Origin of the sequence: Faecalibacterium prausnitzii, assembly GCF_049532945.1 — a bacterium.
Classification (GTDB): domain Bacteria; phylum Bacillota; class Clostridia; order Oscillospirales; family Ruminococcaceae; genus Faecalibacterium; species Faecalibacterium prausnitzii_N.
In genome coordinates this window covers 1,479,181-1,492,266 of record NZ_CP186691.1, presented here as the reverse complement: position 1 = coordinate 1,492,266, position 13,086 = coordinate 1,479,181, and the positions used below count along the sequence as shown (strand labels likewise).

Annotated in this window: 13 protein-coding genes and 1 tRNA gene; 6 read left to right on the top strand and 8 right to left on the bottom strand. The window is 61.9% G+C overall.

Annotation, left to right across the window (positions count from 1 at the left end; translation table 11 throughout):
• Positions 1–66 precede the first annotated feature (66 nt).
• On the bottom strand, positions 67–1,131 hold the full coding sequence (locus tag ACNQFG_RS07465; RefSeq protein WP_118551563.1) for an SseB family protein: 1,065 nt from the start codon (positions 1,129–1,131) through the stop codon (positions 67–69).
• A 198-nt stretch (positions 1,132–1,329) separates the two neighbouring features.
• Here ACNQFG_RS07465 and ACNQFG_RS07460 point away from each other — a divergent pair, with 198 nt between their 5' ends.
• Positions 1,330–3,069, top strand: a complete 1,740-nt coding sequence (locus ACNQFG_RS07460; protein WP_423406484.1) for an ABC transporter ATP-binding protein — start codon at positions 1,330–1,332, stop codon at positions 3,067–3,069.
• On the top strand, positions 3,066–4,841 hold the full coding sequence (locus ACNQFG_RS07455; protein ID WP_423406483.1) for an ABC transporter ATP-binding protein: 1,776 nt from the start codon (positions 3,066–3,068) through the stop codon (positions 4,839–4,841). The genes ACNQFG_RS07460 and ACNQFG_RS07455 overlap by 4 nt, the downstream gene beginning before the upstream one ends.
• A 75-nt stretch (positions 4,842–4,916) precedes the next feature.
• Here ACNQFG_RS07455 and ACNQFG_RS07450 read toward each other — a convergent pair whose 3' ends face one another.
• Together ACNQFG_RS07450 and ACNQFG_RS07445 are read right to left on the bottom strand one after the other, a co-directional pair.
• Positions 4,917–5,852, bottom strand: coding sequence for an FKBP-type peptidylprolyl isomerase (locus ACNQFG_RS07450; protein WP_423406482.1), 936 nt, complete (start codon positions 5,850–5,852; stop codon positions 4,917–4,919).
• Positions 5,853–5,864: 12 nt separating this feature from the next.
• A complete protein-coding gene (locus ACNQFG_RS07445) occupies positions 5,865–6,254 on the bottom strand; it encodes a DUF3592 domain-containing protein (protein WP_423406481.1) in 390 nt (129 codons plus the stop codon).
• 219 nt (positions 6,255–6,473) lie between these two features.
• Between ACNQFG_RS07445 and ACNQFG_RS07440 the strand changes: the two genes are divergently transcribed.
• From ACNQFG_RS07440 to ACNQFG_RS07425, 4 genes are all read left to right on the top strand, one after another.
• Positions 6,474–6,557 (top strand) — tRNA-Leu (locus ACNQFG_RS07440).
• 470 nt (positions 6,558–7,027) lie between these two features.
• Positions 7,028–7,429, top strand: coding sequence for a hypothetical protein (locus ACNQFG_RS07435; protein ID WP_423406480.1), 402 nt, complete (start codon positions 7,028–7,030; stop codon positions 7,427–7,429).
• Between the two features lie 100 nt (positions 7,430–7,529).
• Entirely contained in the window at positions 7,530–7,751 is a 222-nt protein-coding gene (locus ACNQFG_RS07430) for a YdbC family protein (protein ID WP_120079997.1), read from the top strand.
• Positions 7,752–7,753: 2 nt separating this feature from the next.
• Complete coding sequence (locus ACNQFG_RS07425) at positions 7,754–8,335, top strand: hydrolase (protein ID WP_423406479.1); 582 nt, start codon at positions 7,754–7,756, stop codon at positions 8,333–8,335.
• A 60-nt stretch (positions 8,336–8,395) separates the two neighbouring features.
• On the opposite strand, the gene ACNQFG_RS07420 is transcribed toward ACNQFG_RS07425, so the two are convergent.
• The 5 genes from ACNQFG_RS07420 to ACNQFG_RS07400 all read right to left on the bottom strand — a co-directional run bounded on the left by ACNQFG_RS07420 (position 8,396) and on the right by ACNQFG_RS07400 (position 13,030).
• A complete protein-coding gene (locus ACNQFG_RS07420) occupies positions 8,396–8,878 on the bottom strand; it encodes a hypothetical protein (protein ID WP_423406478.1) in 483 nt (160 codons plus the stop codon).
• Positions 8,835–9,053, bottom strand: coding sequence for a hypothetical protein (locus ACNQFG_RS07415; RefSeq protein ID WP_423406477.1), 219 nt, complete (start codon positions 9,051–9,053; stop codon positions 8,835–8,837). The genes ACNQFG_RS07420 and ACNQFG_RS07415 overlap by 44 nt, the downstream gene beginning before the upstream one ends.
• A gap of 52 nt (positions 9,054–9,105) precedes the next feature.
• Complete coding sequence (ftsZ, locus tag ACNQFG_RS07410) at positions 9,106–10,278, bottom strand: cell division protein FtsZ (RefSeq protein WP_423406476.1); 1,173 nt, start codon at positions 10,276–10,278, stop codon at positions 9,106–9,108.
• An 86-nt stretch (positions 10,279–10,364) separates the two neighbouring features.
• Entirely contained in the window at positions 10,365–11,693 is a 1,329-nt protein-coding gene (locus ACNQFG_RS07405) for a UDP-N-acetylglucosamine 1-carboxyvinyltransferase (protein ID WP_423406475.1), read from the bottom strand.
• Positions 11,694–11,881: 188 nt separating this feature from the next.
• Positions 11,882–13,030, bottom strand: coding sequence for an FtsW/RodA/SpoVE family cell cycle protein (locus tag ACNQFG_RS07400; protein WP_423406474.1), 1,149 nt, complete (start codon positions 13,028–13,030; stop codon positions 11,882–11,884).
• Positions 13,031–13,086: the final 56 nt, after the last annotated feature.

The window sequence follows — 13,086 nt, the reverse complement described above, 5'->3', positions numbered from 1 at the left end:
TCATCTTACTGATTTCCTATGACGATTTCATAGAACAAATGTAAAGATTTTGTGTTCCTGCCGATTTCATCGGTTCTCCAGCCCTTCGTTCATCAGCTCCGCCACGGTCTTCCGGGTCTCGTCCAGCCAGATCTCCGCGTCCGGTGCCCCCTCTTCCAGCTGGATGCAGAAGCCCTGCTCGGCCTCCGCCAGCTCCATCAGCGCCTTTTTGCGGGAGACATACCGCGTTTCGCACTGGGCGATGCGGAGCCGGATCTGCGGCGTATAGGAGACATCCGGCATCCCGCGGGCGGCACTCTGGGCGCGGCGGTAGTATTGCAGCGCGGCGGCGGCTTCCTGCCCGGAGGCCGCTGCGTCATCGCCAAGGGCGATCATGGCCTGCACTTCCCCGGCCTTGGCGGCTTTTTTCCACATCCGCCGGGCCTGTACCTTGCTGCGCCGGGCACCCCGGCCCTGATACAGGCAGTCGCCCAACAGCGCCAGCGCTTCGGCGCTGCCCGCCTCGGCGGCTTTTTCATAGTGCTGCACCGCCTCGGCCCAGCTGCCCTGCCGCGCGGCATCGTAGCCCGCATCCAGTTCTTCCAGACCGGGGCCTTCGCTGCCCCGCTCCGACTTGAGCAGCCCGTTCAGGATGGAGCCATCCAGCGTAGCGGAATTGGTCCACGGGTCGATGACCACACCGTCGATGCCGTCGGTGTTCAGGGCATATTCCATGGCCTCCCGCATCCCGCGCTCGGCCATGGGCCGGGTGGCCGTGGCGCGCTCGGCTTCCGCCGTCTTCACCGACGTGAACAGGGGCAGGTAGCTGCGCTCCTTCCGGGTGTGGAGCAGCCAGGGGTCCAGCCCTTCTGCCTTTTCCGCCGGGATGGGCATGGAAGCCCACGGGGCCGGGCCGCTCTGCGGGTCGGCTGCGGCATCCAGCGGCACCAGCACCCGCGTTTTCAGCTCCAGTGCATAGTTCAGGGCGTTCATCAGGTTCCAGAAATGCGTCTCGTTCTGCTCCCGGTAGAGCCGCTCCACGGCCTGCTCCACCACCGGGCAGCCCGTGCCCGCCGGGCTGTATTGGGGGGCGGCCTTTTTCTTCCGGCTGCCCACCGGGCGGAACCGCCGTGCGCTTTTCTCGTATGCCATTTGCATCACCCTTCTTTTTCCATCCGTCATAATAGTTTATTATAGCAGGATTTCCCAAGTTTCACAATGGGGAAGACGCACCGCATTTTTCCGCAAAACAATAGCATTCCGACCCCGGTTGTATTATAATATGCGATGGGAAAGTTTCCCCCGATTTACATTTCAGAAATTTACATTTCAGAAAAGGAGTCTTTCGCCTTGAACAAAATGCTTACCCACCTGAACGGCTACAAGCGCGAGAGCGTGCTTGCGCCCCTTTTCAAGATGCTGGAAGCCACGTTCGACCTGTTCGTGCCGCTGGTCATGGCGGATATCGTGAACATTGGCATTGCCGCCCACGACTTCCACTATATTCTTGTGCGGTGCGGCATTTTGCTGCTGCTGGCCATGATCGGCCTTGCCTGCAGCCTGACGGCACAGTATTTTTCCGCAAAGGCGGCCGTGGGCTATTCCACAGCTCTGCGCCACGCCCTGTTTGAGCACATCCAGACCCTGAGCTTTACCGAGATGGACACCCTCGGCACCAGCACCCTGATCACCCGTATGACCAGCGACGTGAATCAGGTGCAGAGCGGCCTGAACCTGTTTTTACGCCTGTTCCTGCGCAGCCCGTTCGTGGTGATCGGTGCCATGGTCATGGCCTTTACGGTCAATGCGCGGGCCGCATGGATCTTCGTGGTGGCCATCCCGCCGCTGTCCATCGTGGTCTTCGGTGTCATGGTCCTGACCAACCCGCTGTATAAGACCGCCCAGACCCGTCTGGACCGGGTGCTGGGCCTGACCCGCGAAAACCTGACCGGCGTGCGCGTGGTGCGCGCCTTTGATAAGGAAAAGAGCGAGGTAGAGCGCTTTGAGAATGCCAACGACCTGCTGACCAAGATGCAGCTCCATGTAGGCCATATCTCTGCCCTGATGAACCCGCTGACCTATGTGCTCATCAACATTGCCATTGTGGCACTGCTATATGTGGGCAGCATTGAGATCAATGTGGGTGGCATGGCCTCCGGCGACGTGATCGCGCTGGTGAACTACATGAACCAGATCCTTGTGGAGCTGGTCAAGCTGGCAAACCTGATCGTGCAGGTGAGCAAGGCGCTGGCCTGCGCAGGCCGCGTGCAGGCTGTGCTGGACACGGAACCGGGGATGGCGTTCCCTGCTGCCCTTCCGGATGCCGTGGAGGCCGGCAAGGCCGACGACGCCGTCCGGTTCGACCATGTCAGCCTGACCTATGCGGGTGCCGGTGCACCCAGCCTTTCCGACATCAGCTTCACTGCAAAGCGCGGCCAGACCATTGGTGTCATCGGCGGTACCGGCAGCGGCAAATCCAGCCTTGTCAACCTGATTCCCCGCTTCTACGATGCCACCGAGGGCACGGTGGAGATCATGGGCCGTCCGGCGCAGGCATACCCGCGGGACGTTCTGCGCGGCAGCGTCAGCGTCGTCATGCAGAAGGCCCAGCTCTTTGGCGGCACCATCCGCTCCAACCTGCTGTGGGGCAACAAGAATGCCACCGATGCGGACCTGTGGGCTGCACTGGAAACAGCACAGGCTGCGGAGTTCGTCAAAGCCAAGCCCCTTGGGCTGGACGAGCCTGTGGAGCAGGGCGGTCGCAACCTGTCCGGCGGACAGAAGCAGCGCCTGACCATCGCCCGCGCCCTTGTGGGCAAGCCGGAAATTCTGATCCTTGACGACAGCGCCAGCGCACTGGACTACGCCACCGATGCCGCCCTGCGCAAGGCACTGGCTGCTCTGCCCGGCAGCCTGACCGTGTTCATCGTGAGCCAGCGCGCCGCCAGCCTGCAGCACGCCGACCAGATCCTCGTTCTGGACGACGGCAAACTCGTCGGCCTCGGCAAACACGCCGACCTGCTGGCCTCCTGCCCCGTCTACGAGGAGATCTACGAGAGCCAGTTCAAGAAAGGGGATGCGCAGAAATGAGTGCAAAAGCAAAGAGCAGCCTGACCCCGGAACAGCGCAAGGCAACGCTCCGCCGGGTGCTGGAAAAGATCCGCCCCTACCGCTTTTTCGTGGGGTGCAGCCTCATGGTGGCCGCTGTGAGCGTGGGCGCACAGCTGTATATCCCCATCCTCTGCGGCAGCGCCATTGATATGATGCTGGGCAAGGGCCATGTGGACTTTACTGGTGTGATGCAGATCATCGTACAGATCGTGGCCGTAGCCATCCTCGCAGCCTTTGCGCAGTGGCTGCTGAGCGTGTGCAACAACCGCATCACCTTCCTTGTCAGCCGCGACCTGCGCAACGAAGCCCTGCGCAAAATTCAGACCCTGCCGCTTTCCTACCTCGACAGCCATCCCTCCGGCGATATCGTCAGCCGCATGGTGGCCGATGTGGATACCTTTGCGGACGGCCTGCTGATGGGCTTTACACAGCTGTTCAGCGGCGTGCTGACCATCCTCGGCACCCTTCTGTTCATGCTCAGCGAGAATGTACCCATCACGCTGGTGGTGGTGTGCATCACCCCGCTGAGTCTCGTGGTGGCAAGCTTCCTTGCCAAGCGCAGCTATGGTTACTTCCAGAGCCAGAGCGCCGTGCGCGGCGAGCAGACCGCGCTGGTCAACGAGATGATCGAGGGCCAGAAGGTGGTGCAGGCCTTCGGCCACGAGGCCGAGAGCCTTACCGCCTTTGACGAGGTGAATGGCCGTCTGCAGGACGTGAGCCTGAAGGCCATCTTCTTTTCCAGCCTGACCAACCCCGCCACCCGCTTTGTGAATAACATCGTGTACGCAGGCGTGGGCCTTGTGGGTGCCGTGTACGCGGTGCGGGGCGGCATCACCATCGGCCAGCTGAGCGTGTTTTTGAGCTATGCCAACCAGTACACCAAGCCCTTCAATGAAATTTCCGGTGTAGTCACCGAGCTGCAGAATGCTCTGGCCTGCGCCGCCCGCGTGTTTGAGCTGCTGGATGCCGACGATCAGGTGCCGGAAGTCGAGAACGCCTCCGTGCTGCAGCCGGACGGCCATGTGCAGCTGGAGGATGTTTCCTTCCGCTACCTGCCCGACCGCCCGCTGATCGAGGGCCTTTCCCTCGACGTAAAGCCCGGCCAGCGCATTGCCATCGTCGGCCCTACCGGCTGCGGCAAGACCACCCTCATCAACCTGCTCATGCGCTTCTATGATGTGAACGGCGGTTCCATCAAGGTGTCCGGCACCGACATCCGGGATGTGACCCGCGCTTCCCTGCGCGGCAGCTACGGCATGGTGCTGCAGGATACATGGCTGCGGGCCGGTACCGTGCGGGAAAACATTGCCTACGGCAAGCCGGATGCAAGCCTTGAAGAGATCGTGGCAGCAGCCAAAGCCGCCCATGCAGACAGCTTCATCCGCCGCCTGCCGGAGGGCTACGATACCGTCATCGCCGAGGACGGCGGCAACATCAGTCAGGGCCAGAAGCAGTTGCTGTGCATTGCCCGCGTGATGCTCTGCCTGCCGCCGATGCTGATCCTGGACGAAGCAACATCCTCCATCGATACCCGCACCGAGGTGCGTATCCAGAAAGCTTTTGCCCGCATGATGCAGGGCCGTACCAGCTTTATTGTGGCGCACCGCCTTTCCACCATCCGCGAGGCGGACGTGATCCTTGTGATGAAGGACGGCCACATTGTGGAGCAGGGCAGCCACGACGAGCTGCTTGCTGCAAACGGCTTCTACGCCAAGCTCTACAACAGCCAGTTCGAGGGCGTGGAGACCTGACCGGCACAAACAAAAAATGGGATGCTTGAAACAAGCATCCCATTTTTGTTTTCCAGAATCCTGCCGCCCGTCGTTTCAGACCGTCTCGACCACCACTGGCTCCTCCGGCGGCGGGGTCAGCGTGGAGTGCGCCCGAACAAAGGCAGCTGCGCGCTGGCTGGCAATGCCCTGCCGCAGCTTCCGCAGGTCGTTGGACGGGAAGGTCCGCTCCCCGTTCCAGCCCTCCAGCGCAGCCTGCACCTCGGCCTCTGTGGGCCAGAGATGCTCCGTTTCGGCGACCAGCAGAAGCCCCAGACGCCCCCGCAGTTTCTGTTCTGCCTGCGCGTGAAGCTCCGCCCGGAACTGTTCCACCGTCTGGCCCTGCACCTTCAGGTATTGGTCAAAGTTGATGTTGTTCGCCTGCATCCGCAGGTTGAACTCCCGCTGCTCGGCAAAGTAGTTGCCCGCCACCAATTGCTTCGGCAGCGCGCCCTTCACCTCGCCGCCGAGCTGGTAGACCAGCTCCCGCTCGGCCAGCGTCTCGGCCTGGGCGCAGCGGGTCTTGTAGATTTCCCGCGCCACACGGTCCCGCAGGGCTTTTTTGCCCGCCTCGTCGGCGGCGCGGTCCTCGTCGCCGTGGTGACGGTTGATCTCCAGTTCAATGGTCAGTTTCCGGATAGGCCGGGGCCGGATGGGCTGCACAAAGCCGGTGTACCGCCCCAGCTCCAGCGGCGGCAGGCAGAAGAACTGCGCACCCGCCCGGAAGCCCTCGGCCCGGTTCACCGCCAGCAATTCAAAATCCGGGTCGGTCACCGGGACGAGCCGGTGCTCTTCCATCAGCTGCGCGAACAGCGGCGAAAAGCCTTCCAGAATGGCGCGGTTCACCGCTGCCGTCAGCAGGTCTTCTTCCTCTTTGGGCGCATCCGGTGCCGCCTGCTCGGCCTGCACCGCTGCTTCCAGCTCCTCGGCACTAGCCGAAAAGACCACCCGGCAGTCGCCCGGCTCAGCCATGCCAAAATGTTCCAGTTTCATGGCATTTCCTCCTCACCGCACAAATCCGGCCATCAGCAGCACCAGAACCACCGCCAGAGCAAAGTACAGCACCTCGGCTCCCAGCGTGGCCCGGTCGCCTTCCACGTACATCTTCTCCGGGTCGTCGGGGTCATAGTATAAGGTGACGGTATCCCCCACCGCAAAGCTCTTGCCCTTGGCCGCTTTCGGGTAATGGAGGCGGTGGCTGCCGCCTGCCGTCTCAAATTCCAGCACATAGGCCTGACCGTCCCGGCCCTGCGCGGTGCCCGCAACGCGGGCGGTGACCTTTTCGCCTTTTGTCTGCAAGCGCCGCCGCGCAAGCACACTGCGCACCCCCATGCCGAGCATGAGCGCCGCCCCGATGATAAAGATCAGAAAGTTGAACATGTGTGGTTCCCTCATTCCATCGTATTTTGCCGCAGGGCCTCCGGCCCCGGACAGCTCAGGTCTTATTGTATCATATTTCACCGAAAATTTCGCCCCATCGTCCTCATTCCAGTGCCAAAATTTCATCCGGAATTTTTGTCAGAAAAATTCGAAAAAAGCGCTTGACATTTCCGGTTTCCATGGTATAATTACTATCGTTCCGAGCGACACGGCTCACGAACGAAAACAAAATATGCGGATATGGCGGAATTGGCAGACGCGTTAGATTCAGGTTCTAATCGGGGCAACTCGGTGGAGGTTCAAGTCCTCTTATCCGCACTCTCAAACGACAGCTTTCAAAAAGGCTGTCGTTTTTCTTTTTGTATCCGTCCTTTTGGAAACGCTCCGCTATGCGGATAAGAGGACTTGAACAGCACGGCCCCACCGCAGGCGGGGCAACAAAAGCCCCAGTGGGGCTTTTGTTAGTGCGCGGTTCCCAACCTGTAGGAATGTCTACCGGGAGAACTCCCTCTGATTTGTTTTTTCCTTGCGCTCTTCTATGCGGATAAGAGGACTTGAACAGCAACGACGACGACCGCAGCCTGCGGCTGAAACAGGGAGGAGTTGTTGGGGCCGCGTTCTGATTTTTCAAAGCCCTGCCAAGGGGCTGCAGAAAAATCAGCAAACGCAACCCGTAAGGCCCTGCCGCACAGTGCCGCAAGCAGCCCCAGTGGGGCTTTTGTTCGTGCGCGGAGGTTCCGCGCATATCTGCACCTCCAACGGGCACCCTACCGTTGGAGGTGTTTTTTATGGATTCTCTGACGCCCTTCATCCGGCACGAGCTGGAAGACAGGCCCGGCGTTTCGGCGGCCCCGGAGGCCGCGTGCAGCCGGTGTTCCCCGCCGCTGGGCAAGGAGCCGGGCCCGGTCCAGCCGCCCAGCCCGCCCGACGGCCCGGACGTGCAGCTCCCACCGCCGGAGATCCCGCCCAACGAGCCGTCCGGAGTGCCCATGACCGACGGCACCCCCGTGGCCTGCCGCCAGAAGAATGCGGCGGCGTTCCTCAAAGGGCAGGTGCCCGGCGTGATGGCCGAATACGCGCCGGGGCTGTTCTCCACCGAGCAGCGGCTCCACAGCCGCCAGCCCGCCCCGGACGACTCCGAGGGCGTTCAGGACCTTGTCGACTGGCGGGAAGATGCCCCCTACGGTTAAGCGACTGTAAATTTTTCAAAGAATTTTCAATTAGTGGTTGAAATCTGCGCCGTGTTCTTTTATTATGGTAGCAAACAAAGCAAAGGCAGGTAAAGGAACTATGGCAGAGATCAAATATGAAGTTGTTCAGCGCATTGCAGTTCTCTCGGAGCGTCCCCGCGGCTGGGAGCGTCAGCTGAACCTCATCAGCTGGAACGACGGCGAACCCAAGTACGACATCCGCGACTGGTCCCCGGACGGCACCCGCATGGGCAAGGGCATTTCCCTGAGCCACGACGAAATGGCCATCCTCAAGGGCCTTCTGGACGAGCTGGAGCTGTAAGCATGGGCGGCCGCGAAGAGTTTTTGCAGATCTGGCAGCAGCACATCACCCGCCCCGGCAGCGAAAAGCTGCTGGACTGGCTGGACCATAAGACCGATTTCTTTACGGCACCGGCCTCCACCCGGTTCCACGGTGCCTGTGAGGGCGGGCTGTGCATGCACAGCCTGAACGTCTACCATGCACTGCACGATACCTTTTTTACCGAGGGCGACAGCGAGGAGACCTTTGCCATCTGTGCACTGCTGCACGATCTGTGCAAGGCCAACTACTACAAGCCCGGCACCCGCAACGTGAAAAACGAAGCCACCGGCCAGTGGGAAAAGGTGCCCAGCTACAGCGTGGAGGATCTGTTCCCCTACGGCCACGGCGAAAAGAGCGTATTCCTCATCGAGCGGTTCATGAAGCTGCGGGTCGAGGAGGCCGTTGCCATCCGCTGGCACATGGGCGGCTTTGACGATGCGGCCCGGGGCGGCTGCTTTGCCATCTCGGAAGCCTACGACAAGTATCCCCTTGCCGTCAAGCTGCACATCGCTGATCTGGAAGCCACCTATCTGATGGAGCACCGCACCAGCAGCGTAAGATAACAGACATGACAAAAGACGACCGGAAGCGCAGTGCGTTTCCGGTCGTCTTTGTGTTTTGTATTATCCCATCAGTGCTTCCAGCTGATGCACGATGTCCACCGAAAGGTAGTCCAGCCGGGTGGTAGGTTTCCAATCCTTCTGTGCAAAGGGGGATTCCCGCACTTCTTCCGGTTCGGGTGCTTCGGCGGCTTTGGGAGCCGGTGCAGGCTCTGCCGCCTGCGGGGCGGGGGTGCTCTGCGGAGCAGCCTCCGGGAGCGCCGTTTCCTGCTCTGCCTGGCCGGGGAACACGATCACCGGCAGGCCGGGCTGGTCCAGCACCGGGGGCTGAGGCGTCTTGGGCGGCAACAGCTCATTTTTGCGCGCCTGATCGCAGAGTGCTTCCAGTTCCGCATTCTCCTGCCGCAGCGCGACCACTTCGCGCTCACAGGCAAAAAGGCGGGTCTGATAACGCCGGATCTCGGCATTTGCTGCCGACAGGCGGCGGTTCAAGGCTTCCACTTCACCCGACTGCCAGCCGTGCAGCGGGCTGAGAGGCCGTGCCATGGGGCCCGGTCTCTGTTCCAACCTGCGCCATAGTTTCCTCCACTTCCTGCACCTTGCGCAGAGCGCGGCGGTATTCGCTGGCCGCAGCGGCACTGTACCGCTCCACACAGCGCAACACGCTGTTCCTGCGGCAGCTCAGCCATTCGGTGCGCAGCCATACGTCCTGCGGTAGCATCCTCCTGCCCTCCTCACACCTCCGTGCAAAGAGCTCACGCCATTTGCTGTTTTTACTTGCGCTTGTTCAGGATCGCCAGCAGCTCGTCATAATAACGGTTGTCGCTACTCTCCTCTTCCACGGGCTTTTCAGCACCGGCAGCGGGAGCCGAAGCGGCAGCTGCGCTGTTCTTGGCTGCCGCCACATCCGAACTGAACACAGCCGACGGAGCAGAGCTGACGGAAGCGGCGGCACCGTTCAGGGTGCTGCGCAGGCCTTCGGGGATCTTGTTGTCAAAACCGGTAGCAACCACAGTCACACGCATCTCGTCCGAGAGGTTCTCGTCGAACGCAGTACCCCAGATGATGTTTGCATCGGGATGTGCGCTCTGGGTAATGAGACCTGCTGCGGTCTCCACATCCTCCAGACCGATGTCCGGGCTGGAAGTGATGTTGATGATCACGCCGTGTGCACCGGCAATGCTGGTCTCCAGCAGCGGAGAAGAAATGGCAGCCTTTGCGGCGTTCTCGGCCTTGCCTGCGCCCTTGGCGCTGCCCACGCCCATGTGTGCGTAGCCGGCATCCTTCATGATGGAGCGCACGTCGGCGAAGTCCAGGTTGATGAAGGCAGGCACATTGATCAGAGCGGAAATGGACTCAACGCCCTGACGCAGCACGTTATCGGCTGCCTGGAAGGCATTCATCAGGGTGATCTTTTCCTGGCTGATCATCTTCAGGCGCTCATTGGGAATGACGATCAGACTGTCCACATGCATGAGCAGGTTTGCAATGCCCTGCTCTGCCAGACCCATCTTGCGCTTGCCCTCAAAGGAGAAGGGCTTGGTGACGATGCCAACGGTCAGGATGCCCAGATCATGTGCCACCTCGGCCACAACGGGTGCTGCACCGGTGCCGGTGCCGCCGCCCATACCGGCAGTGATAAACACCATCTGGGAACCCTTGAGCGCATTTGCGATCTCGTCCTTGCTCTCTTCAGCGGCGCGCTGGCCGATCTCGGGGTCTGCACCGGCACCGCGGCCCTTGGTCAGCTTGGAACCCAGCTGCACCTTGGTGGCAGCGTGGTTCTTGGCCAGAGCCTGCTGGTCGGTGTTCATTGCGATAAATTCGACGCCCTGCAGGCCGTCGCTGACCATGCGGTTGACAGCGTTGCCGCCGCCGCCGCCCACGCCAATCACCTTGATCGTCGTAACGTTTTCGTCCATTTCTTCATCGAGCATGAGTGCCATAACTTTGTCCTCCATCGGATTTTATCGTAGACCTGAGCATTTCGCACAGAATTATATCAAACCTACATTTATATAACTGTATCGTATCATCTTTTTGTTCCGATTGCAAGATGATTTTGCTTTTTTGAAGAGGTTTTTTTCGCAGATGAGTTTCGGGAGCGCTCTTCACGGCGAATTTGTGCCCCTAAAGATGACAAAATCTCCGTAAAAGCGGCATACCCCCGGTCGATATGTTCCGGGTGGCCGATCACGCTGGTCCCGGACGCGGCCAGCGCCGCCACCACCAGCGCAGCCCCGCCCCGCAGGTCCGGCGCAGCCAGCTCCGTGCCCCGCAGCACCCCGCCCGGCCGGATACACAGCGTTCGTCCATTGACCTGAACCTTCGCGCCAAGACGTTCAAAACCGGCCGCGCAGCCGAACCGCCGCTCAAAGATGACGTCTTCGATGCTGCTCCCTCCCTCGGCGCAGAGCATAGCCGCCGCCAGCAGCGGGGCCGCATCCGTGGCAAGGGCCGGGTAAACGCCCGTGAACACCCGCCCGGCCCCATACAGCCGCCCGAAGCGGGAGAGTCGGACGCTGTCACCGCCCTTCTCCACCCGGCACCCCATTTGTTCCAGAATTTCCAGTACCGGCGCATAGAGCAAAGCCGGGCAGCCGCTCAGTTCAGCGCGCCCGCCCGCTGCCGCCACCGCGCAGGCCAGCGTGGAGGCAAAAATGCGGTCCGGCAGCGGCGAAAACACGCAGCCGGAAAGGTTCCGCCGCCCCTCGATGCAAAGGGTGGAACTTCCCGCCCCCTGGATGTGTGCGCCGCAGCGGTTCAGAAATGCGGCCAGGTCTGCGATCTCCGGCTCCCGCGCCGCACCCCGCAGCACGGTGGTGCCTCTGGCGCAGGCCGCTGCCAGCACGAGCGTCTCCGTGGCCCCCACGCTGGGGAAGCGCAGGGTGATCTCTGCCCCGTGCAGGCCGGACGGAGCCGTCAGCACCAGCCGGCCGGGGCCTGCCTCCCACTCCACCGCCCCCATCTGGCGCAGCCCGGCCAGATGCAGGTCGATGGGCCGCGCCCCGATGTTGCACCCGCCGGGCAGGCTCGTCTCGGCACGGCCCAGCTTTGCCAGCAGCGGCGCACAGAAGAGGATGGACGCCCGCATTTGTTCGGCAGTTTGCCCCGGAAGGCTGCTGTTCTGCGGGGTACCAGAGACAAGGATATCCTCCCCTTCCCACCGGGCCGCACAGCCTGCGCCCCGCAAAAGCGCCAGGCTCGCCGCCACATCCGAAAGGCGCGGCACGGCCCGCAGGCGCACATCGCCGCAGAGCATCGACGCCGCAAGCAGCGGCAGCACGCTGTTTTTGGCTGCCGGGATGCGCACTGCACCGTTCAGCGGGCGGCCGCCCATCACCACGATCCGGTTTTCCATAAATGCAGCCCCCATTTCGCAAAAGATACCCCACGGTATGCGAAATGAGGGCTGCATGTGCATTGGAATTTGTCGTTTTGTTTGTCCTTCTCCGTCCCGCTTCGCGTACCAGCGCCCCCAAAGGGGGAGCCTTTGGCAGGCCGGAAGCACAGCGTGGTTTCCGGAAACAGGCGGGTCCTGCACTCTTTTTACGTCTCGCCCCTCGAAACGGACAGAACAATGCCCATTTCGCCCAGCAGCATCATCAGACTGGTGCCGCCGGAGGAAAAAAACGGCAGGCTGATGCCGGTATTGGGGATGGTGTTGGTGACTACCGCCATATTCAGCACTGCCTGCAGGGCCACCTGCACCACAAAGCCCACTACCAGCAGCGCACCGAACCGGTCGGGCGCTCTGGCTGCGATGGTGATGCCCCGCCACAGCAGCAGCACGAACAGCCCCACCACTGCACAGGCCCCGATGAAGCCCAGTTCCTCGCACAGGATGGAAAAGATGAAGTCGTTCTGCGGTTCGGGCACGAACAGGTGCTTCTGGCGGCTGCTGCCAAGGCCAAGGCCCGCCGCGCCCCCGGAGCCGATGGCATACAGGCTCTGGATGGTCTGGTGGCCGTCGCCCAGCGGATCGGCAAAGGGGTCCTGCCAGGAGCGGAGGCGGTCTGCCGCATAGGGCACCAGATCCGGCATGATGACCACCGCCGCCGCGATGGCTCCGGCACCGCCCACGCCCGCCAGCACGAACCACTTGAGGCCGGTGCCGCCCACGAACATGAGCACCGCGCCGATGCCCAAAATGAGCACGGTGCCGGAAAGGTGCGGTTCCAGCAGCATGAGCACCGCCACCGCTCCCAGCACCAGTGCAAAGGGCAGCACCCCCACCGCAAAGCTGCCCATGCGGTCGTGGTTGAGCGCAATGATATGCGCAAACACCAGCACCACCGCAAATTTGGCGATCTCGCTGGGCTGCAGTGTACCCAGGCCCGGCAGCACCAGCCAGCGCTTGCAGCCGTTGTACTCCGGCATGAACAGCACCGCCGTCAACAAGAGCAGCGAAACGCCCAGCAGCGGCCACGCCAGTTTGTGGAAGATGTGGTAATCCACCCGGCTGGCAAGGCCCATCCCGGCGATGCCCAGCGCAGCATACAGCAGCTGCGGCCGCAGGTAGGCAAAAGCATCGCCCCGCCGGTACAGCGCCACTGCACTGCTGGCACTGCCCAGCATTACAAGGCCAAAGCCCACCAGCGTGAGCACCAGCATCAGAAACGGCAGGTCCGGCGCAGGCAACGCCCGCAGCCCGACCCGGTGCCGCCCGCCGGGCCGGGCCGCAGCAGTTTCTTTCATCCGTTCACCCCCTGTCCTCTTATTGTACGCCGGAGGCCGGGGCGTTAGTCTTTTTG